The sequence below is a fragment of the Mesorhizobium sp. WSM3860 genome (assembly GCF_002294995.1).
Classification (GTDB): Bacteria; Pseudomonadota; Alphaproteobacteria; order Rhizobiales; family Rhizobiaceae; genus Mesorhizobium.
In genome coordinates, this window is record NZ_NSGF01000006.1 from 54,744 (window position 1) to 75,523 (window position 20,780).

General features: G+C 63.0%; 24 protein-coding genes. 10 read left to right on the forward strand and 14 right to left on the reverse strand.

The window, feature by feature from the left end; translation table 11 throughout:
- Positions 1 to 71: 71 nt before the first annotated feature.
- Positions 72 to 413 carry a beta/gamma crystallin-related protein gene (locus CK220_RS12195; protein ID WP_095811772.1) on the forward strand — a complete coding sequence of 114 codons (342 nt, stop codon included), beginning with the start codon at positions 72 to 74 and terminating at the stop codon, positions 411 to 413.
- A 147-nt stretch (positions 414 to 560) separates the two neighbouring features.
- Here the strand turns inward: CK220_RS12195 and CK220_RS12200 are convergent, their stop codons facing one another.
- The 3 genes from CK220_RS12200 to CK220_RS12210 all read right to left on the reverse strand — a co-directional run bounded on the left by CK220_RS12200 (position 561) and on the right by CK220_RS12210 (position 2,491).
- Positions 561 to 1,499, reverse strand: a complete 939-nt coding sequence (locus CK220_RS12200; protein WP_348626470.1) for a GlxA family transcriptional regulator — start codon at positions 1,497 to 1,499, stop codon at positions 561 to 563.
- A gap of 337 nt (positions 1,500 to 1,836) precedes the next feature.
- Positions 1,837 to 1,971, reverse strand: a complete 135-nt coding sequence (locus CK220_RS32780) for a hypothetical protein (RefSeq protein WP_082980636.1) — start codon at positions 1,969 to 1,971, stop codon at positions 1,837 to 1,839.
- Positions 1,972 to 2,305: 334 nt separating this feature from the next.
- A complete protein-coding gene (locus tag CK220_RS12210; RefSeq protein WP_095811773.1) occupies positions 2,306 to 2,491 on the reverse strand; it encodes a hypothetical protein in 186 nt (61 codons plus the stop codon).
- Between the two features lie 220 nt (positions 2,492 to 2,711).
- Between CK220_RS12210 and CK220_RS12215 the strand changes: the two genes are divergently transcribed.
- On the forward strand, positions 2,712 to 3,611 hold the full coding sequence (locus CK220_RS12215; RefSeq protein ID WP_095811774.1) for a LysR substrate-binding domain-containing protein: 900 nt from the start codon (positions 2,712 to 2,714) through the stop codon (positions 3,609 to 3,611).
- A gap of 1 nt (position 3,612) precedes the next feature.
- Here CK220_RS12215 and CK220_RS12220 read toward each other — a convergent pair whose 3' ends face one another.
- From CK220_RS12220 to CK220_RS12230, 3 genes are all read right to left on the reverse strand, one after another.
- Positions 3,613 to 4,572 (reverse strand): alpha/beta hydrolase, encoded by a 960-nt coding sequence (locus CK220_RS12220; protein ID WP_095811775.1) that lies wholly within the window; start codon positions 4,570 to 4,572, stop codon positions 3,613 to 3,615.
- Between the two features lie 233 nt (positions 4,573 to 4,805).
- Complete coding sequence (locus CK220_RS12225) at positions 4,806 to 4,991, reverse strand: hypothetical protein (protein WP_095811776.1); 186 nt, start codon at positions 4,989 to 4,991, stop codon at positions 4,806 to 4,808.
- 183 nt (positions 4,992 to 5,174) lie between these two features.
- Entirely contained in the window at positions 5,175 to 7,244 is a 2,070-nt protein-coding gene (locus CK220_RS12230; RefSeq protein ID WP_095811777.1) for an ASKHA domain-containing protein, read from the reverse strand.
- 89 nt (positions 7,245 to 7,333) lie between these two features.
- Between CK220_RS12230 and CK220_RS12235 the strand changes: the two genes are divergently transcribed.
- Positions 7,334 to 7,576, forward strand: coding sequence for a hypothetical protein (locus CK220_RS12235; protein ID WP_245429148.1), 243 nt, complete (start codon positions 7,334 to 7,336; stop codon positions 7,574 to 7,576).
- A 79-nt stretch (positions 7,577 to 7,655) separates the two neighbouring features.
- Here the strand turns inward: CK220_RS12235 and CK220_RS12240 are convergent, their stop codons facing one another.
- From CK220_RS12240 to CK220_RS12270, 7 genes are all read right to left on the reverse strand, one after another.
- Positions 7,656 to 8,633: a methyltetrahydrofolate cobalamin methyltransferase gene (locus CK220_RS12240; protein WP_095778498.1), complete on the reverse strand. Its 978-nt coding sequence runs from the start codon at positions 8,631 to 8,633 to the stop codon at positions 7,656 to 7,658.
- A gap of 79 nt (positions 8,634 to 8,712) precedes the next feature.
- Complete coding sequence (locus CK220_RS12245) at positions 8,713 to 9,807, reverse strand: methylenetetrahydrofolate reductase (RefSeq protein ID WP_095811779.1); 1,095 nt, start codon at positions 9,805 to 9,807, stop codon at positions 8,713 to 8,715.
- Positions 9,804 to 10,403: a methylenetetrahydrofolate reductase C-terminal domain-containing protein gene (locus tag CK220_RS12250; protein WP_095811780.1), complete on the reverse strand. Its 600-nt coding sequence runs from the start codon at positions 10,401 to 10,403 to the stop codon at positions 9,804 to 9,806. Before CK220_RS12250 ends, CK220_RS12245 begins: the two co-directional genes overlap by 4 nt.
- Positions 10,396 to 10,698, reverse strand: a complete 303-nt coding sequence (locus CK220_RS12255; protein WP_041003951.1) for a virulence factor — start codon at positions 10,696 to 10,698, stop codon at positions 10,396 to 10,398. The genes CK220_RS12250 and CK220_RS12255 overlap by 8 nt, the downstream gene beginning before the upstream one ends.
- Before the next feature lie 135 nt (positions 10,699 to 10,833).
- Positions 10,834 to 11,616, reverse strand: a complete 783-nt coding sequence (locus CK220_RS12260; RefSeq protein ID WP_095811781.1) for a formyl transferase — start codon at positions 11,614 to 11,616, stop codon at positions 10,834 to 10,836.
- A gap of 116 nt (positions 11,617 to 11,732) precedes the next feature.
- Entirely contained in the window at positions 11,733 to 12,308 is a 576-nt protein-coding gene (locus tag CK220_RS12265; protein WP_095811782.1) for a DUF4893 domain-containing protein, read from the reverse strand.
- 164 nt (positions 12,309 to 12,472) lie between these two features.
- Positions 12,473 to 13,102 (reverse strand): DUF1638 domain-containing protein, encoded by a 630-nt coding sequence (locus CK220_RS12270; protein ID WP_095811783.1) that lies wholly within the window; start codon positions 13,100 to 13,102, stop codon positions 12,473 to 12,475.
- A 59-nt stretch (positions 13,103 to 13,161) separates the two neighbouring features.
- Between CK220_RS12270 and CK220_RS12275 the strand changes: the two genes are divergently transcribed.
- Positions 13,162 to 13,299: an entericidin A/B family lipoprotein gene (locus tag CK220_RS12275; RefSeq protein ID WP_019858698.1), complete on the forward strand. Its 138-nt coding sequence runs from the start codon at positions 13,162 to 13,164 to the stop codon at positions 13,297 to 13,299.
- A gap of 83 nt (positions 13,300 to 13,382) precedes the next feature.
- Here the strand turns inward: CK220_RS12275 and CK220_RS12280 are convergent, their stop codons facing one another.
- The gene (locus CK220_RS12280; RefSeq protein WP_095811784.1) at positions 13,383 to 14,081 is read right to left on the reverse strand and encodes a B12-binding domain-containing protein; all 699 of its coding nucleotides are present in this window, start codon (positions 14,079 to 14,081) and stop codon (positions 13,383 to 13,385) included.
- Positions 14,082 to 14,361: 280 nt separating this feature from the next.
- Between CK220_RS12280 and CK220_RS12285 the strand changes: the two genes are divergently transcribed.
- The 6 genes from CK220_RS12285 to CK220_RS12310 all read left to right on the forward strand — a co-directional run bounded on the left by CK220_RS12285 (position 14,362) and on the right by CK220_RS12310 (position 20,775).
- A complete protein-coding gene (locus tag CK220_RS12285; RefSeq protein ID WP_095811785.1) occupies positions 14,362 to 15,936 on the forward strand; it encodes a trimethylamine methyltransferase family protein in 1,575 nt (524 codons plus the stop codon).
- 89 nt (positions 15,937 to 16,025) lie between these two features.
- The gene (locus tag CK220_RS12290; protein WP_095811786.1) at positions 16,026 to 16,721 is read left to right on the forward strand and encodes a 4Fe-4S dicluster domain-containing protein; all 696 of its coding nucleotides are present in this window, start codon (positions 16,026 to 16,028) and stop codon (positions 16,719 to 16,721) included.
- Positions 16,722 to 16,819: 98 nt separating this feature from the next.
- Positions 16,820 to 17,548: a dienelactone hydrolase family protein gene (locus CK220_RS12295; protein ID WP_095811787.1), complete on the forward strand. Its 729-nt coding sequence runs from the start codon at positions 16,820 to 16,822 to the stop codon at positions 17,546 to 17,548.
- A gap of 73 nt (positions 17,549 to 17,621) precedes the next feature.
- Complete coding sequence (locus tag CK220_RS12300; RefSeq protein ID WP_095811788.1) at positions 17,622 to 18,185, forward strand: RNA polymerase sigma factor; 564 nt, start codon at positions 17,622 to 17,624, stop codon at positions 18,183 to 18,185.
- Positions 18,186 to 18,187: 2 nt separating this feature from the next.
- Entirely contained in the window at positions 18,188 to 20,356 is a 2,169-nt protein-coding gene (locus CK220_RS12305; protein WP_095811789.1) for a VWA domain-containing protein, read from the forward strand.
- A 65-nt stretch (positions 20,357 to 20,421) separates the two neighbouring features.
- Positions 20,422 to 20,775 (forward strand): hypothetical protein, encoded by a 354-nt coding sequence (locus CK220_RS12310; RefSeq protein WP_245429149.1) that lies wholly within the window; start codon positions 20,422 to 20,424, stop codon positions 20,773 to 20,775.
- Positions 20,776 to 20,780 lie beyond the last annotated feature (5 nt).

The following is a 20,780-nucleotide window of genomic DNA, read 5'->3' on the forward strand; positions in this document are numbered from 1 at the left end:
CGTGTGGCACAATGGCAAAATGTGATCGGGCCGGCGCCATCGCGCAACGCCATGAAATGAGGAAATAATACATGAAACCTTTGGTCATCCTGGCGGCACTTGCGTCGACAATATTTGCCGGAAGCGCCAGCGCCCAATTTTACGGCGAGGCCGCCTGCGTGCTGTTCGAGAATGCAAACTTTCGCGGACGCTCGCTTGAAATGGGGCCTGACGACGCCGTCAATTTCCGGGGCGGGTTCTGGAACGACCGCGTTTCTTCGGTCCTCGTGCGGCGGGGCTGTACGCTCGTGGCCTATGAGAATGCAGGAAGGCGCGGCCGCTCGATCGAGCTCAACCGCAGGGTCCGCGATTTCGGAGGTTCCGGCTGGAACGACCGCATCTCGTCCGCGGAGTGCTATTGCGACCGATATTGAGGGTCGAACCGGCGAGCGGTCATAACGCCACGCCGAAAACCAGCCCGGAATTCTCGGCGCTGAAGGCGCAGTTGACCGAAGACATCCGCGTCGAGGCGGATGCGGACCGCGCAGACCAGTCCGCGCAGGTTTTCGTAGCCTTGTTGCTCAGGCGGCCAGCAACTGCTTGCGGTCGACGCGCTCCTGCTGCGGCGAGCGGGCATAGAGCTCGCGGTAGCATTTGGAGAAGTGCGAGGCCGAGACGAAACCGCAGGCGACAGCCACTTCCACCACGGGCAGCGAGGACTGGATAAGCAGATGTCTGGCGCGATCGAGCCGGATCTCGAGATAGTAGCGGGCAGGCGAGCGGCCCATCTCGGTGCGGAAGAGGCGCTCGATCTGCCGGCGCGACAGATCGACGTGGTCGGCGATCTCGATCAGGGAGAGCGGCTCGGAGAGGTTCGCCTCCATCAATTCGATGATGGTCAGCACCTTGGAATTCTGCACGCCGAGACGGGCGCGCAGCGGCAGGCGCTGGCGATCCGTCGGGCTGCGCACGCGGTCGGTCAGCACCTGCTCGCAGACGCGGTTGACGAGGCTTTCGTCGAAGTCGTCGCCGATCAGCTTCAGCATCATATCGAGCGCCGCGGTGCCGCCTGCGCAGGTGTAGACATTCTGGTCGATCTCGAAGAGGTCGGCGAAGACATTGGCCTTGGGAAAGGCCTCCGAGAAGCCCGGCAGGTTTTCCCAATGGATGGCGCAGCGCTTGTTGGAGAGCAGGCCCGCGGCCGCCAGGATGTGCGCGCCGGTGCACAGGCCGCCCACGGCGACGCCGCGATTGTATTCCTCGCGCAGCCAGGCGAAGGCCGACTTGTTGTGATAGCGCTCGACATTCATGCCGCTGCAGACGATCGCCATGTTCGGGCGGTCCGGCCCGGCCATCTTCCTGCGCTCTTCCTCGAGCGATGTGTTGACGGCGCATTCGACGCCGTTCGAGGCGCGCACGGGCTTGCCGTCGATACTGGCCAGGCGCCAGCTATAGGCCTCGTAGCCGAGCATCCGGTTGGCCGAGCGGAGCGGGTCGAGCGCCGTCGCGAAGGCGATCATGGTGAAGTCGGGGATGAGGAAGAATACAAACGATCTCTTGATCGGGTGCTTTACGGCATTCACGGGAAACCTCACGCGGCCATGACGCGAACAGAATGTCGCTAATAGCATAGCGACATCAGGAAAAATCATTCCTGTCAATCGGCTAGACGGGTAAGCGACGATTAAATTTGCGACACGGGTCGCAAACGGGCAATCGTCAATGGCGTGAGACTGAAGGTTGCTACTTCAGGTTCCAACGAATGCGCCGTCAGAAGCAAAACGCCGCCACGGCGGAGCCGGGCGGCGTTGAATTTCATTCAGCGCGACGGCAACAGGTACCGTTCGAACTGCTGCCTCAGGCAACGAAGCCGAGGCGAGCGGCAGCCATGGCGCCGGTCTGGCCGGGCATGGTCTTGGCAAGACGCTGACGCTCAAGAGCGGTCGTCAGGTTCATTTCGCGACGGGGGAACAGGCGGGCAAAGAGCTTCATCATCATCTCCATTTGGTTGCTCAGACGGGTCGCCTTCGCTTAATGGAGTGGGGCAGCTCGTTTTTGCTGGCGGTGATATAGGCTTGCTTCAGCCAAAACTAAATCGCAAAAACGAAGCGCTTGTTATGAAAAGCGACATCCATGCGGCATCTTTGAGTTCCGTGCTCGAAATTTATTTTTGTTTACAGGGCGTTAATTCGAAACGGACGCCGCTATGCGAGTGGTTCATATGCGTCATGCGATGGCCGCATGGCTGGAAAAGTCGTTTGAGTACAAACAAAAAGGCCTGCCGGTCTGACGCGCGGCAGGCCCTTAATACTTGATGCACACTTATTTACTTGGCTCCGGCCCAGGTTCCCACGCCGTAGCGCAAGCCAGTCTTGGTGTCGGCGGCTTCCGGCCAGCCGATATCCTTCTGCAGTTCGATCGGCAGCGCATGGATTGCGCGTTCGGTCTGGTAGCGGGCGCGAGCCGCGCTGAATTCGGTCGCGAGCCGACCGATAGATGACAGGATAGACATTTTCTTTCTCCTTGATTCGGGCAGGGAGGCGCCCGGCAATGGGTTACGTCAGGTCTGCTTCAGCTTCATTTCATGTCGATGGCAGGTCTGCGTGGTGGTCGTCCGTTGGCTGCTTTTGGCCGCATCCTGCATCGATCGAGTTGACTATGCGCTCGAAGTGATGTTCAATCAAACGAAATGGGATGATCATTTGCATCAGAAAAATTGAAGGCAAACCCCGATGAACGCCCCTCTCAACCATCCTTTGCCGCTACTCGATCTCGACGTGCTGCGCACTTTCGTGGCGATCGCCGAGACCGGCAGCTTCACCACCGCCGCCAATGCGGTGTTCCGCACCCCCTCGGCCGTCTCGATGCAGATCAAGAAGCTCGAGGACATTCTCGGCCGTTCCGTCTTCGCGCGCGACGCGCGCTCGGTGACCCTGACCACGGACGGCGAGATGCTTCTCGGCTATGCCCGGCGGCTTTTGTCGATCAACCGCGAAGTGGTGTCGAAGTTCATCATTCCCGACATCGTCGGCGTGGTCAGGCTCGGCTCTCCCGACGACTATGGCGAGCGCGTGCTGCCTCACGTGTTGAAGCGCTTCGCGCAATCGCATCCGTCGATCGCCGTCGACGTCATCATCGACCAGAGCGTCAATCTGCGCCGCCGCATGGACGACCGCGCGCTCGACATCACGTTGCTCACCAATTCCTACAAGACCAGCGCGGTCGGCGCCGAGGTGCTGCTCACCGAGCCGATCGTCTGGGCCGGCGCCAAGGGCGGCTGCGCGCATCTGCGCGAACCGCTGCCAGTTTCGCTTTGGGAAGAAGGCTGCGCCTGGCGGGCCGGCGCCCTGGAAGCGCTCGGCCGGGAAGGCCGCAACTACCGCATCGCCTATATGAGCGCTCATACCGCCGGTCAGCGCGCCGCCATCATGGCCGACCTTGCCGTCGCGCCGCTGCCGAAGTCCTTCCTCGGCGACGAGATGGTTTCGCTGGGCGCAAAGGACGGCATGCCCGATATCGGCACCTACAATCTCGCCATGGTGGTGGCACCCGATGCCAGCGCGCCGGTCAAGGCCGTTGCCGACCATATCCGCGCGACCTTCGAACTGTTCCGGGAAACCGGCAAGTTCTGAGTTATTCGGCCGCCGGCGCAGGTCGCGCCGCATAGGTGGTTCGGCGCGAGGCATGGGCTCGCTGCGGTACGATTTCGGCTGTGAGGAAGTCGACGATGCTGTCACGTGCGCGCCGCGCTTCCGGCATATCGATCAGCGGCCAGACGTGGAACATGCCTTCCTCGTAGACGACATCGACCTCGACGCCTGCGGCGCGAGCCCGTTCGGCGAAGATCAGATTGTCGGGGCTGAGCAGGTCGCGCGAGCCGGTGAGCAGCAGCGTCTTCGGCAGCACCGAGAGATCGCCGTAGAGTGGGCTGATGTGCCAGTCGGAGCGGTCGATGCCGGCGCTGTAGAGCCGGATCGCCTCAAGTCCGCCGGGGATGCCGAGCCAGGGGTCATTGCGTTCGGCTTCGAACACTTCCGGATTCGACAACGACATATCGAGGCCGGGCGAGATCAGCACGTGGCGCGCCGGCGAGGGCAGGCCTTCCTGGGCGGCCATCATGGTGAGCACGACTGCCATGTTGCCGCCGGCGGAATCGCCCATGAAGATGATGTCCTTGGCATCGGTTTCTTGCAGCATCCGCCGGTAGACGTCGCCGACCATGCCGAACATGTCGTGGAAATTATGCTCCGGCGCGATCGGATAGATCGGCACGGTGATGCCGAAACCCAGCCGCTCCGCCATCTCGGCAATCAGCACCCAGTGATAGGACGTGATCTGAAAGACGAAGGCGCCGCCATGCAAATAGAGGATGCGCCGATGCTCGCCTGGTTTCGGCGCGATCTCATAGACCGGGAAGCCATCGACGCTGGTCTCGGCGATATCCAGCCGCGCCTTCAGTAGGGCCGGCGGATGATAGTCTTCGGTCTTGCGGGCGTAGGCGATCCAGCGCTGCAGATTTTCGGGACTGGAAAAGGCCTGCTTGCGGCTGTGCCTGAGAATGAACGAAACGACGTGGCTTTTCAAACTGGGCATACGGAACACGGACTTCGGTCGAGCCGACTAAGAGACATTCCCCCTGCTATGCGAAGATTGTAGCTCGGTAAAAAATGTCAAGGTTCGCCGCGGGCACATCGGCGTGATGCGACGGCGGTCGCGTCACCGACGCCCTGGCAGCAGCGCGGCGCGCAACTTGTTGTCGCCGGCAGCCGAGGCCGCTTGCCGGCCTCGGCGCTTGCTAAGCAGTTTGCATTTGTCGGCGAAGGTCATCAGCGCGCGGTGCCCAGGAGCAGCGTGTGCAGGGCTGCCTGCGGGTCGCTCGGCGGCGAGGCCGGCCAGCCGATATCCTTCTGGACATGTACCGGCAGGTCGTTGAGCGCGCGGATCGCCTTGCTCCGGGCATGAGCCTGCCTGATGGTCACGCCGAAGCGGTTGAGGTTATCGAACATCGACATAGTGGTTCCTCCGGAAGGTCGCGCCGGCTTGAAGACATTTCGCGCCAGCCCTTCGATGGCGGGTAAATGCGCCCGGCATGTTTCCGGCGGATTTCACGAAAACAGTGTTCCGGTTTCCGGATCGGTGGATTCGGAAACATTTGTATGCAAACGAACTGAAAAGAGGTGTCGGCCGAAGGGGAGCTATTCGCGCCCACGCCGCGCCGCTCGCTCCTCGCGCGAGCGCCGGCGCGGGGTGGCGTCGCCCGCGGCGCCGTCCTCGCTCGTCGCCTTGCGCGGCGGCAATTTCACTGCGGCCGCAAGCTTGGGGAAAGGATCGACCTTGTTCGGCAGCGCCATGGCGTAGACGAAGTGCTCCTGGAATTTTGGCTCCAGCGCGGTTTCGATCTTTTCGATCCTGCTCACCGTCTCCTCGATCTCGCGGCGGTAGCCGCGATTGAGGAGTGCCATGCGCGCGCCGGCGCCGGCGGCGTTGCCGACGGCCGAGACCTTGTCGAGGTCGCAATCGGGAATGAGCCCCAGTACCATGGCGTATTTCGGGTCGATAAAGGATCCGAAGGCACCGGCGAAATGGATGCGGTCGACATGGTCGGTGTGCTGCTTTTCCATCAACAGCTTGGTGCCGGCGTAGAGCGCCGCCTTGGCGAGCTGGATGGCACGCACATCGTTCTGGGTGATGGTGATCTTCGGCTCGCCGTCCTTCAGCACATAGGAGAAGGTGCGGCCGTTGGGTACGATCCGCGGCGAGCGCGCAACCAGCGATCCGTCGACGACGCCGTCCTCGGAAATGATGCCGGCGAGATACATCTCGGCCACCACTTCGATGATGCCGGAGCCGCAAATGCCGGTGACGCCGGTCGCCTGCACGCTTTCGGCAAAGCCCGGCTGATCGGACCAGAGTTCCGAACCGATAACGCGGTAGCGCGGTTCGAGCGTGTCCGGATCGATGCGCACGCGCTCGATGGCGCCGGGCGCTGCCCGCTGGCCGCCGGAAATCTCGGCGCCCTCGAAGGCCGGACCGGTGGGAGAGGAGGCCGCAACGACGCGCGTGCTGTTGCCGAGCACGATCTCGGCATTGGTGCCGACATCGACGATCAGCATCATCTCGTCCTGGCGGTGCGGACCCTCGGAGAGCGTGACCGCGGCGGCATCGGCGCCGACATGGCCGGCGATGCAAGGCAGCATATAGAGGCGCGCGCCCTGGTTCAGCTTCAAGCCGAGATCGGAGGCCTTGATGCGCACCGCGCCGGAAACGGCGAGCGCAAACGGCGCGCCGCCAAGCTCGGTCGGGTCGATGCCGAGGAACAGGTGGTGCATGATCGGATTGCCGACGAACACCGCGTCGAGGATGTCGTTGCGCTGGACATTGCCTTCCGCGCAGACCTTGTCGACGAGGCCGGAAACGGCCTCGCGCACGGCGACCGTCATGCCCTCGCGGCCATCCGGGTTCATCATCACATAGGAGACGCGGCTCATCAGATCCTCGCCGAAGCGGATCTGCGGGTTCGAGGTGCCGGAAGAGGCGGCGACGCGGCCCGACAGCAGCGAGACCAGATGCATGGCAATGGTGGTCGAGCCGATGTCACAGGCGAGCCCGTAGGCCTCGTTCTTCAGGCCGGGCCACAGCGCGATGACACGCGCGATGTCGCTGTCCGCATCCTTGTGGATGGCGGCGGTGGCGGTCCAGTTGCCCTTGCGCAGAATGCCCTGCACCTGCGGCATGAGATAGAAGTCGAATTCGACGTTCTTGAAACCCCAGTCCTTCATCAAGGCGATCTTGAGCCGGTCGAGGTCGCCGAGCGGCTTGTGCATGTCGGGCTCTTCGATCTCGACATAGCACATGCGGATCGCCGTATCGCGAGCGATAACCCTGGTGTCGGCGGCCTTGCGGATGGTCTGGGCGTTGATGACCGTGTCCTGCGGCACGTCGATGACGAGGTCGCCGAGGATCTGCGCCGAGCAGGAGAGGCGGCGGCGCTCCGGCAGGCCGCGCACGCGCTCGTAGCGCTCTTCCTTGGCGCCCTTGGGCGAGATGTGGTCGTTGGCAGAGACGATCTTGTGCTTGGCGAAATTGCCTTCCTGCACCTCGATCTGGCAGCGCCCGCAAGTGGCGCGGCCGCCGCACACGCTCTCGACATAGACGCCGAGCTGGCGCGCGGCGTCCAGCACCGGCGTGCCAACGGGAAACCGCCCGCGCTTGCCTGACGGCATGAACAGCACGAGCGGATCGGTGATGTTGGGCGGGGGATTCATGCTGGCACGCGTCTCGATGGCAATTGCCGATATCGTTTAACGGATCGTTTTACTGTTGGGTGGAGTGTACGTTGGTCCAGGGGCCAAACATGTCGGATATTCTGCTGCCCGCCATCTTCACCGCTTTCACCATGGTGCGCGTGCTCAAAGGCCCATGGCTGCGCAATCCGCAATATCTGGCCTCCGGAATTCTCGGCGCGATCGTCGGAGCGCTCCTGCTCCACGCATTCTGGCCCGCCTACGACGATGATTTCATCGTCGGCGGCGCTACAGGTATCTTCGGGTCCTGGGCAGGAATGGTATTGTTCGACGCCATATTGGGCGTCGCCTGACCGCAAAGCAGACTTCTCCGACCGCATCGACGATGCGATCGGATCAGCGCTGTTTGCAGTGCGGCTCACGATTGCGCGCTTATCCCCTGGCCATCCGGGCTTCTCGGCCGCCGCGGCGACGCCCGCCGGCAGCGGCGGCGCCATCGCCAGGGGCGGTGACCGCGACCGGAGCCGCGACCGCATGGCCGCCTTCGGCCGGCTTGTAGTCCTTGTAGGTGCGGATCCAGTTGGTGCAGTTCTCGTCGGTGCCGTTGAGCACGTTGGCGCCGCGCACGGCCTCCATCTCCTGCGGGCGGACCGGGTTCATGATGGCGCTCGTCATGCCGGCGCCGATCACCATCGGGATGAAGGCGGCGTTGATGCCGTGGCGATGCGGCAGGCCAAACGAGATGTTGGAAAGGCCGCAAGTGGTGTTGACCTTGAGCTCCTCGCGCAAACGGCGCAGCAGTGCGAACACCTGGCGGCCGGCATCGCCCAGCGCGCCGATCGGCATCACCAGCGGGTCGACGACGACGTCATGCGCGGGAATGCCGTGGTCGGCGCAGCGCTCGACGATCTTCTTGGCGACCGCGAAGCGGACGTCCGGATCCATCGAGATGCCCGTCTCGTCATTGGAAATGGCTACGACCGGAACATTGTATTTCTTGACCAGCGGCAGGATGGCTTCGAGCTTCTCTTCCTCGCCGGTGACGGAGTTGACCAGCGGGCGGCCCTTGGCGACCTTCAGCGCCGCCTCGATCGCGGCGGTCACCGAAGAGTCGATCGACAGCGGCAGATCGACCAAGTTCTGCACGATCTCCAGCGTTTGCACCAAAAGCGCAGGCTCGGTCGCATTGGGGTCGACGGCGGTCACGCCGGCATTGACGTCGAGCATGGTGGCGCCGCAGGCGGCCTGTTCCAGCGCATCCTTGATGACGGTCTCGAAGTTGCCTGCCACCATCTCGGCGGCCAGCTTCTTGCGGCCGGTCGGGTTGATGCGCTCGCCGATCACGCAGAAGGGCTGATCGAAGCCGATGACGATTTCTCGGGTCGCCGAGGCGACGATGGTGCGGGTCATGCAATCTCTCCGTCGGGATATAAAGAGTTCTTTATATCGTTATCTGGTCTTATTCAAGCGGACAGGTGCCGGCCGCGCCTCAATGCGCGGTCTTCACCATGTCGACCTGGGTTTCGGTAATCTCGTCGTGCAGTATGTGGTCGAGGCGCTCGGCGACGATCTGGTCGTCGCGGCGGATCTCCCGTTTCCAGGGCTGGCGGCCTTTCAGCACGCCGGATTCATCGACGATCTCGGCGACATACTCTTCCTGGCGGTAGGCCATGACATGCACGCCGGCGACGCCCGGAATTTCCTTCACCTCGTTGATGATGTCGATGCAGAGCTGCTTGCCTTCCTTCTTCTGGTCCTGCGCGCCTTCGAGCCGCTTGATCACTGCATCGGGGATATGGATGCCCGGCACGTTGGAGCGGATCCATTTGGCGGTCTTGGCAGAGGCGAGCGGCCCGACGCCGCACAGGATGAAGACTTTTTCTGTGTGGCCGAGGTCGCGCGCCGTTTGCATGAAGGTTCGGAACATCGGCACATCGAAGCAATATTGCGTCTGCACGAATTGCGCGCCGGCGGCGATCTTCTTGCCGAGATGGATCGGACGGAAATCGTAAGGCGGCGCGAAGGGGTTGACGGCAGCACCGAGGAAGACCTGCGGCGGTGTTGTCAGCTTGCGGCCGGACAGGAACTTGCCGTTGTCACGCATGATGCGGATGGTTTCGAGCAGCGACATGGAATCGAGGTCGAAGACCGGCTTGGCGCCCGGCTGGTCGCCAGCCTGCACGCCGTCGCCGGTGAGGCAGAGCATGTTGGCGACGCCCATTGCCGCCCCGCCCAGCACGTCGCCCTGGATGGCGATGCGGTTCTTGTCGCGGCAGGCGATCTGCATTATCGGAGCGTAACCCATGCGGGTCAAAAGTGCGCAGATGCCGACCGACGACATGTGGCAGTTGGCGCCGGAGGCGTCGACGGCGTTGATGGCGTCGACCCAACCGTCGAAGATCTTGGCGCGGTTGTAGACGTCTTCAGGGTCGGCGCTGTCGGGCGGGTTGAGCTCGGTCGTCACCGCGAACTCGCCGCGGCGCAGCACGCGCTCCAGCCGGCCGCGCGACGAATGGCCGGGCAGGGGATCGAGCGGCAGGTGAACGCCGGCCGGATTCTCGTCGCGCTGGTGGCGGACGCTCATGCTGAAGCTCCGGGGTTCTGCGGGTTCTGGGCGGCTTCACGCGCCGCGGCCGCCTGCGCCGTCACCCTGAGCCAGGCCGAGGTTTCGCGCAGCGACTGATCGACCGGCTTCTGCACGGTGAGGATCTTGTCGCCATGCTTCATGTTGCGGGAGCCTTCCCAGGCCTTGACCCAGACGCAGGGCATGTCCGGCTCGACCTCGCAATTGCCGTTGGCGCGCACGCCGCCGCACGGGCCGTTGCGCAGCTGCTTGGGGCAGTTCATCGGGCACGACATGCCGGTGGAGGAGAGCACGCACTGGCCGCACATACGGCAGTCGAACATGAAGCCCTTGACGCGCTTCTCGACGAATTTCACCGGCGCTTCGACACGGCCGTAGCCGATGCCCTTCCACAAAGGATGCATGAGCAGGAAGACATCGGCGAACCTGCTATAGAACCACTCGAGCAGCCGCGAGTGGCGGATGGACCACAATCTCACGGCAAAAGTGCGCTGAACGCGGCGTTGCGGCGACACGTCCGCGGGCTTGTAGTCGGACTTCGGCGCTGCCTTCTTGACCAGGGTGGCCTGCGTGACCGCCGGCTGCTTCTCAGACATTTTCTTTCCCGCCAGCCTTGACCAGAGCGACCAGCCGCTCGCGGTCATATTTCGCATCGAGTTCCTGGTATGCCTTCTCGACCTCGGCTTCGATATCGTCGCCGACCGGAACCGGATCGGCCTTGCGCCACTCGGCGAGGTAATCGTCCGTGCCGCCGGCGCCGGTGCGCATGGCGCACATGTCGATCGCCTCGGTGAAGCGCAGCGGCAACTCGCGCTTGGCGTTTTGCCGGCCCTTCTTGACGATGACCTGCGCAGGGATGTCGCGCCAATAGACGACGATCAGATCGGCCATGAATTCTCAACTCCTCGATGTTGGGAGCATTGCCGCATGCGCCCTTGTGCCGCTTGTTATGGGACGACGCGCGCGCCTTCAAAAGCGACGCTGTCGATGACGCAAAGCGAGTGCTGAAATTCCGACGCCGGCCGATTACCAGACGCGCTTCGTCAGGCCGGTCCAGAGATAGAACCAGATCGTCGGGTGAAACCACTGTTTCGAGGGCAGGCCGGGATCGATCGTCGTAAGCTTTCCGGCCAGCGCGTCGGTCACTGCCTCGCCGCAGATGTCGCGGGAAAATGCCGCCTGCCGCAACGCGTAGCTGGCGATCGTGTCGCCGCGTTTCGGCTTGCCGCGCGCCTGCTTCAGCACACCGCCGGTGTCGACGCCGGCATCGACCAGATGCACGGTGGTGCCGAAATTCGCTTCATCGCCGGAGGCCAGCGCCCAGTAGCCGCCATTCATGCCGCGATATTTCGGGGCGATGCCGGCGTGATAATTGAGCACCGGGCAAGGCATCTTGGCGAGCGTATCCCTCGACAGCAGCCGGCAGCCGGCGAGGAGCACGACGCCCGGCCCGATCTTCTCGATCGCCTGAAGGCATTCCGGCCCGTTGGCGGAAGGCACTTGGATGATCGTCTGGTCAGGGCGAGGTTCTGTCTCGAGCTTTTCCTCGGCGATCAGCCGGGCGGCATGGCCGGCAAGGAACCGCTTGCCGAGCCTGGTCAGCACCATCGTGCCGAGCTGGCCGATGGCCGAGATCCAGCCCTGGCGGTGGGCGCGGCCGAGCAGCAAACGCTTTTTTGATTCAGGGGTTTCGAGTATGACCCTGACAGGGCCGACGCGGTCGGCGATGGCGTTGACGATCGCCCAGATATGCGGGCCGCCTTCAGTGACGACCACAATCCGTCGCGGACTGGATTCCGACGTTGCCATGGCAAGCACCCGCTTTCAAAGTCGGGCGCATGCTAGGGCGAGCGGGTTAACCCTTGGTGGACCCAGTGGTTCGACGCATGATCCTCGTCCGAAAGTCTGCAACTTTTCGGGCTCAGTCAGCGCTTGAATTCCATGATGTCGAGCTTCGATTCGTAATAGGGCGCGGGGAATTCGATGCGCCACTCGGTGGCGCTGTTGCGGAAGGCATAGCCCACTTGGTCGCTTTCGGGGCCGCTGCCATAGGGCTCGGCCTTGTCGTCATTGACCGAAAACGAGCCGAGATAGATGGCCCGCTTCTCACCGTCGTCGAAGAAGCGACCGGCGGTGCGCTGAGAGCCGCTGATTTTCTGCAGCCGCCAGCCCGAGCCGTCGTCGGTGATCCTGCATTTGAACCAGCCATAGATGACGAGCGGGCTCAAGCCGCCGGCCTTGATGGTGCGGCATTTCCAGTTGCCGGTCAGATCCTTGTCGGAGAAAGCGACCAGCGGCTTGGCGAGCAGCGCATCGAGTTGTCTGACCTCGGCCGGATCGCCGGCTTTCGCTTCCTCAAGCGCGGCCTTGCGCGTCTCGCCAAATCGGTCGAGACGCGCCTTGTCCGCGGCGGTGATCAGCTTCTGCACCTCGCCGTCGGCATGGGCGGGTAGGGCGAAGTCCATGAGGCAAAGGGCGGCAAGCAGCAGGCGAGGGATCATGGACGTTTCCCGAATCGGTGGCTGGAATAGCTGTTTGGTCTGCTGGGGCACAACTTACCCGTTCGCAGGCCGCTGTCATCCGGGGTTAACAGCGGAGGCGACGGGGCTTCGTCTGCAAGTCGATTTCCGATCCGCTGGCCGCCGTTGAAGCAGCCCCGAAAGCCTCAGGCGTTGGCTGCCGCCCGCGCCAGTTCACCCGTGAGATCGCCGTAGCCGGTCGAGCGGCGTTCATAGGCGAGGCCGAGCATCGCGGCGGCTTTCTCGGCAACCTTGTCGAGCTCCGGATCGTCGGTTTGCGCGAGATAGATCAGCTTCTCGTAATTGCCGAAATAGTCCTTGATCAGTTCGGGATGCCTGTCGAGGCCGAGGGGCTTGATGAAGAAGGCGTCGAACTGGCGGCAGAGGAAGTCGGTCATGTAGAACGACATCATGTCACCGTCGGCGACCTTCCCATAGGCGTCCATGCCCTGGTAGAAGGCGAAGCAGTGCGGGCCGGCCATGCGCTCCACGCCATGCTTCTCGATCACGCGGTCGAGCATGCCGCCGGTGCCGCAATCGGCATAGCCGACGAAGATGTGGTTGTAGCCTTCCGCCTTGGCCTTTTCGATGGCCTTGTCCATGGCCGGCGCGATGCGGTCCGGATAGAAGTGGAGCTCGGCCGGCAGGCAGGTCAACTCGAGGTGATCGAGCTTTAGCTGTTGCTTGACGGCCAAAACTTCGCGCGCAATCATCCCGCAGGCGATGACGAGCAGCCTGTCTGTTTGATTCGGTTTCGTTTTTTGCGTTTTGACCATGAACCAGTCGAGCCGGTTTTCGCTGCGGGGCTAATTATCTGTCGAGGGAGATACTGTCCATGAAACTGCTACGCATCGCGCCGATTGCCATCCTTGCCTGCGCGCTTGCACTCACCGCCTGCGCCAACACCATTCGAGGCGTCGGCAAGGACGTCAAATCGACGGCGAGGGCGGTCAAAGACACTGTCGCCAACTGATCGTTCAGCCTCATCATCATCTGGGAACAAAAAAGCCGCGCTGCAAGGCGCGGCTTTTTTCGATCCATCCTGATGCCCTGGGGTCAGGCGGAAGCGCGAACGTTGTGCTTGCGCTTCATGTAGTCCTTGGCGGTCTCTACCGCCACCGCGGCGTCACGGCAATAGGCGTCCGCACCGACAGCCTTGCCGAATTCCTCGTTGAGCGGCGCGCCGCCGACCAGCACGACGTAGTCGTCGCGGATGCCCTTTTCCTTCATCGTGTCGATCACGACCTTCATATAGGGCATGGTCGTGGTAAGCAGCGCCGACATGCCGATGATGTCGGGCTGATGCTGCTCGATGGCGTCCAGATATTTCTCGACCGCGTTGTTGATGCCGAGGTCGATGACGTCGAAGCCGGCGCCTTCCATCATCATGCCGACGAGGTTCTTGCCGATGTCGTGGATGTCGCCCTTGACGGTGCCGATCACCATCTTGCCCTGCTTGGGCGCGCCGGTGGCGGCAAGCAGCGGGCGCAGGATGGCCATGCCGGCCTTCATGGCGTTGGCCGAGAGCAGCACCTCCGGCACGAACAGGATGCCGTCGCGGAAATCCTCGCCGACGATGCGCATGCCTTCGACCAGCGCCTCGGTCAGCACGGTGTAGGGCTGCCAGCCGCGCTCAAGAAGGATATGCGTGCCTTCCTCGATCTCTTCCTTCAGCCCGTCATAAAGGTCGTCATGCATCTGCTGCACGAGTTCCTCGTCGGAAAGCTCGGAAAGGATGATCTCGTCGTCGGCCATTTTTTCCTCGGGCTCCTTGCTGCTCGGAATGCTTGCTGCAGCTCAAAAATCGATGCGCCAATACCTAACCCGCGAGGGCAAGGTAGCCATAGCTGATTTGCGACTTCCCGCAAAAGGAAAGCGACTGAAAAGTTGGCGGTTTTCTTGTCGATTTTGCGACAGGCGTTGGCGCTGGCGGGCCGTTTCCAATAGGGTGCATGGCTACGATCCGGAGAGAAGCGGCGGCGAACCGGCCGCGAGCCAATTCAGGCCAAATCTAAAATCTATAGGAAGAACGATCATGAGCGATAACGCGGCAGTCGAGCAGGAAGCGTCGGGCGGACGACGCGGACGCGGCGCCAGCGGCGGCGCGGCGGCCAGGCGTGCGGCGCGCGCAGGCGGCGGTCCGGGCACCCAGCTCACCTATATCAAACGCAAGATCAACGTCTACGAGGTCCTCGACGAGGAAGGCCTGGCGCTGATCGAGAAGAACACAGACACGGTGCTGGAAGAGATCGGCATCATCTTCCGCGACGACGCCGAGGCGCTCGCGCTGTGGAAAGAGGCCGGCGCCGATGTGAAAGGCGAGCGCGTGCATTTCCCCAAGGGGCTTTGCCGCTCGCTGCTCAAGACCGCGCCTTCGATCTACACCCAGCATGCGCGCAACCCGGAGCGTTCGGTGCAGATCGGCGGCAAGGCGACGGTGTTCGCGCCGGTCTATGGCCCGCCCTTCGTGCGCGACCTCGACGGCAACCGCCGCTATGCGACGTTGGAGGATTTCCAGAATTTCGTGAAGCTCGCCTATATGGCGCCGTCGATCCACCATTCGGGCGGCACGGTGTGCGAGCCCGTCGACGTGCCGGTCAACAAGCGCCATCTGGATATGGTCTATTCGCATATCCGCTATTCGGACAAACCGTTCATGGGTTCGGTGACCGCTCCGGAGCGCGCCGAGGACACGGTGGCGATGGCCAAGATCGTGTTCGGCGACGATTTCGTCGAGAACAACACGGTGCTGACCAGCCTGATCAACGCCAACTCGCCGATGGTGTTCGACGAGACCATGCTCGGCGCGTTGAAGGTCTATTCGCGCCACAACCAGGCTTGCATTGTCACGCCGTTCATCCTGGCCGGCGCGATGAGCCCGGTGACGGTTGCCGGAACGCTGACGCAGATCCTGGCCGAGGTACTCGCGGGCGCCTCGTTCACGCAGCTGATCAGGCCCGGCGCGCCGGTGCTGTTCGGCACTTTCGCTTCGTCGATCTCGATGCAGTCGGGCGCGCCGACTTTCGGCACGCCCGAGCCGTCGCTGGTCTCCTATGGCGCAGCACAACTCGCCCGCCGGCTCGGGCTGCCGTTCCGCACTGGCGGCTCGCTCTGCGCCTCGAAGGTTCCGGATGCGCAGGCGGCCTATGAGAGCGCCAACACGCTGAACTCGACCATCCTTGCCGGCACCAATTTCGTACTGCATTCGGCCGGCTGGCTCGAGGGCGGTCTCGCCTCCTGCTACGAGAAATTCATGATGGACATCGACCAGCTCGGCATGACGCAAAAATTCTCCGAGGGGGTCGATCTGTCGGAGAACGGGCAGGCGATGGATGCCATCCGCCAGGTGGGTCCGGGTAGTCACTATCTCGGCTGCGACCACACGCAGGCGAATTTCCAGACCGCCTTCTACCGCTCCAACATCGCCGACAACAATTCCTATGAGCAGTGGCTGGCCGAAGGCGAGAAGACGGCGCCGCAGCGCGCCAACGAGCTCGCCCGCCGCTGGCTGGAAAGCTACGAGGCGCCGCATCTCGATCCGGCGATCGACGAGGCGCTGAAGGACTTCATTGCCAGGAAGAAGGCCTCGATGGCCGACGCCTTCACTTGAAAGGAGCCCGAGTCAGGCCGGGCTAAAGTCGCCAACATCATCCATAAGGAAGTCTGGCGGAGCGCGTTCTCCGACCCGGACCGGAAGGGATGACTTTTTCGCGCGGCACGATCGAAGGGACCGCGGCCGCGCTTGCCGCCCACGGCCTGATCCTTCGGGGTGGCTTCCGCTTCGCTGGTGATGAAGCCGTGCCTGCGGGGCTTGCAGGTGCGCCTGCCAAGTCCGCCCTCCTGGTCGGGCAGGCGGGCGCCGCACCTTGGCCGCACTTCCAGCGCTGGCTTGAGGGGCAGCCGCAATCCATCATCAATCCGCTCGACACTTGGTCGCGGGAGGTGATTGGCATTGTGGCGCAAGAATTCGGCGCTCGCGCCGTGTCGCCCTCCGATCGGCCCTATCTGCCGTTCCAGCAATGGGCGATGCGCGCCGAAGGGTTGAAGCCGTCACCGCTCGGCATCCTCATGCATCCGCAATATGGACTCTGGCATGCCTACCGAGGCGCACTGCTGTTCGAGGAAGAGATTTACCTCGCCGAACCTCGAGAAGCGATTCATCTGTGCGACACATGCGCCGAAAGACCCTGCATGAAATCCTGTCCGGTCGATGCCTATTCCGGACAGGGCTTTGCCCATGAAGCCTGCCTTGGCCATGTGCGTGGTCCTCGCGGCGGGCCTTGCCGAACCGGCGGCTGCCTCGACCGCAATGCATGTCCCTACGGCACGGACTACCGCTATCCCCCAGAAGCGCAGGCCTTTCATATGGCGGCCTTTTGCTCGGCCCTAGGATGAAAGCCGTCCGCACGAAATCTTGAACGCCAGGCTCCGGGATTGTCTTGCCGGAGCGCTCCAGCCGGATATCTATCGCGCAACAGCCGACGGAGAGCAGCATGGCCAAGCAAGAGATCGAGATCGAAACCCGGGACGGGAAGGCCAAGGCCGGGCTGTTCCGACCGGCGGCGGCCAAGGCCGGCGTCATCCTCTATATGGATATTTTCGGCCCGCGGCCGACGCTCGACCAGATGGCCGAACGCCTCGCAGGGCATGGCTATGCCGTGCTGGTGCCCGATCTCTTCTATCGCAGCGTGCCCTATGGACCGTTCGACCCTAAGACTGCCTTCGGTGATGACAAGACCAGGGCTCAACTGACGGCGCTGAGCGGTGGCACCACGCAAGAGATGACCATCCGCGATAGCGCCGCCTTCCTCGATGCGCTCACTGCCGAAGGCCTAGACGGGCCGGTTGGCGTCGTCGGCTATTGCATGGGCGGCGCGCGGGCTCTCAATGCCGCCGCGGCCTATCCCGACCGCATTGCTGCCGCGGCCAGCTTCCACGGTGGCAATCTGGCAAGCGACGCGCCCGACAGCCCGCACCGGAAGGCGGCGTCGATCAAGGCACGCATCTATGTCGGGGTCGCCGGCGTGGACCGCAGCTTTCCGCCGGAGCAATCCGCGCGGCTGGCAGAGGCGCTGAGAGTCGCCGAAGTCGACCATACGATCGAGAACTATGTCGGCGTCGGTCATGGCTGGTGCGTCAAGGACCACAGCGTCTATGACGAAGCGGGCGCCGAGCGCCATTGGAAGCGGCTTACCACGCTGTTCGCCGAAACCTTGGGGTAGGGCGCGGAGGCTGCCGCAAAAAAATCTTTCCATCGCCCCAAGGAATCGCCATTAGCCTTCGTCCAACAGGCAAATGACGGCGATGATGCTGGACGACAGCGAAGCCTCCGATGCCGAATTGATCGGGCGGGCGAGGGGCGGAGACAGGGGGGCTTTCGGCAGATTGCTCGAAAGGCACTATGGCTTCGTCTATCGCGCCGCCTATCGCTGGTGCGGCAGGAAGGCAGACGCCGAGGACATCGCCCAGGATGTCTGCGTGCGGCTCGGCAGGGCAATCCGCGACTATCGGGGCAACGGCGCGTTCACGACATGGCTCTACGCCATGACGCTGAACGCTTCCCGCGACATGATTCGCAAGCGCGCCCGCGACACCGCCAAGACCGAAGCCTTTGGCACCTATGCGCTGATTGCGGGGGAGGGCCCGGCGGAAGTCCAGGACCCGACCGAGGCGCTGTGGGCGGCGGTGCGCATGCTGCCGGACAAGCAGCGCGACGCGGTGCTGCTCGTCTACGGCGAAGGGTTGAGCCACGCGGCGGCGGCCGAGGTGATGGCGATCTCGGAGGCGACGGTTTCCTGGCACATCCATGAAGCAAAGAAACGGCTGAAGGTGCTCATGCGTTCAGCCGGGAAAGTGTGACCATGGTCGACGACAACGAACTCGAAAGGATGCGCGACATCACCGCGCCTGCGCCTGACAGCGAAGCGAAGGCCCGCGCGCTGGCGGCTGCGATGCATGCCTTCGACATGGATGAAAAATTTTCCACCGCCGCCCAAGGATCGGCGACAGGCCTTCGTCTCACGGAGCGAGCACAAAGGCTCTGGAGAGAAATCATGCAACGGAAACTCATTGCCACGCCGGCCCTGACCGCGCTGGTCGCGCTGCCTATCGCCGGCTATGCCGCTTTTGAGATGCTGAAGGAGCAACCGCCCGTTGTTTCCAACGGGAGGGTCACCGAAACGGCGGCGGACAAGCCGGTTGCGCAGAAGCCTGTACCGAACCAGCCCGGGATCAACGAGCCGCTGGCAGCCGCCCCTGCCAAGGACAAGAAGACCGACGCCGACAGCGAGAGGCGTGCCGAAGACGACACGCAGGTCGCGCCGGCATCGCCGCCGAAAACTGAATTGAGCCGATCCGATGACCGGACCGGGCAGGAATACGGGGCGTTGAAGGACTATGCCAAGCAAGTACCACAGGCACTGCCTCCGCCGCCGCCTGCACCTGCGGAGGTTGACCAGCTGGCCGCCGGCGGACGCGCGAATGCCCAGGCGCCGGCAATCGCCATGCAGCCTGCCGAGATGCCGGCTGGCACCGTCGCCGACTCCAAACTGATGGTTCAGCCGGCGCCCATGCCGGCCGATCAGATGCAGCCGCAAGAGCAAAACCGCGACCGCATCGAGACCTTCAAGACCAATCCGGTGCACCAAGCCGCCCAGGATCCGGTGTCGACCTTCTCGATCGATGTCGACACTGCCTCCTACTCCTTCGTCCGGCGCTCGCTGAAGGAAGGTATTCTGCCCGACCCAGGTACGGTCCGGGTCGAAGAGATGATCAACTACTTCCCCTATGACTGGAAGGGGCCGGACTCGGCCGCGACGCCGTTCAATTCGACCGTCACCGTCATGCCGACGCCCTGGAACGAGCGCACCAAGCTGATGCATGTTGCGATCAAGGGTTTCGAAGTGAAGCCGGTCGAGGCGCCGAAGGCCAACCTGGTGTTCCTGATCGACGTTTCGGGTTCGATGGACGAGCCGGACAAGCTGCCGCTCTTGAAGTCGGCGTTCCGGTTGCTGGTCAGCAAGCTCAAGGCCGACGACACCGTCTCCATCGTCACCTATGCCGGCAATGCCGGCACGGTGCTGATGCCGACAAAAGCCGCGGAAAGGCAGAAGATTCTTGCGGCCATCAACAATCTGGAGCCAGGCGGTTCGACCGCCGGCGAGGCAGGCATCAAGGAAGCCTACAAGCTTGCTCAGCAGTCCTTCGTCAAGGACGGCATCAACCGCGTGATGCTTGCCACCGACGGCGATTTCAACATTGGCCAGACCGATGACGACGACCTCAAACGGTTGATCGAGAAGGAGCGCAAGACCGGCGTGTTCCTCTCGGTGTTCGGCTTCGGCCGCGGCAATCTGAACGATCAGATGATGCAGACCATTGCCCAGAACGGCAATGGCACGGCGGCCTATATCGACACGCTGGCCGAGGCCGAGAAGGTGCTGGTCGAGGATGCGTCCTCGACGCTGTTCACCATCGCCAAGGATGTGAAAATCCAAGTCGAGTTCAACCCGGCCAAGGTGTCGGAATACCGCCTTGTCGGCTACGAGACCCGTGCCTTGAAGCGCGAGGATTTCAACAACGACCGCGTCGACGCCGGCGATATCGGTTCCGGTCATTCGGTAACGGCCATCTACGAGATCACGCCCAAGGGCAGCGGCGCCGAGCAGGTCGATCCGCTGCGCTACGGCGAAGCGAAGGTCGACAATGGCGGCGTTGCCAATGCGGGCGAATATGCCTTCGTGAAAATCCGCTACAAGCTGCCGAACGAGAATGTCTCGAAACTGATCGCCACACCGGTGACCGCGGCCAACGAGGTGCCGTCCTTCGAAGAAGCCGGCGTCGGCCAGCGCTTTTCGGTGGCGGTCGCGGCTTTTGGGCAGAAGCTGCGGGACGAGGATCAGACGGCGAATTTCGGCTATGACCGGATCCTGGAGATCGCCAACGCCGCGCGCGGCGCCGATCCGTTCGGCTACAGGGCGGAATTCTTGTCGCTAGTGCGGCTAGCCTCGTCGCTGGGCACCAACAAATAGGGTGGGTGCCGCCCCTGGAACAAAGAGCCGGTGGTCCGACCTGCCGGCTTTTGCCGATCGTTAAATTGCGCGGCTTTCCGGAACTTCATCGCAATGCACTCCTGTTAGTCAAAGCTCATAGAAGGTTTGAGGGGCTGGAATTGCATATCACCGGGAACGTGGCGCCGACTGCGGGCAATCTTCAGACGCGAGCACCGTCCGCTTCGTCGGCGGAATCCGCGCTTATCAGGAATAATGTCGATGCGGCCCGCGAGACGGCGCTCTCAGCGCTCAACAATGACCGCTTTCGCGCGATGCTGGAGCACATCAGCGACCCGCGCGCGTCCGGGGCGTTGCTGGCGATGGGCGCCGACAGCAAGAAGAATGCCGCTACCGATCTCGGTACGGCGTTGTCGCGCTACGCTGAAAACAGCGAATAGAGCAG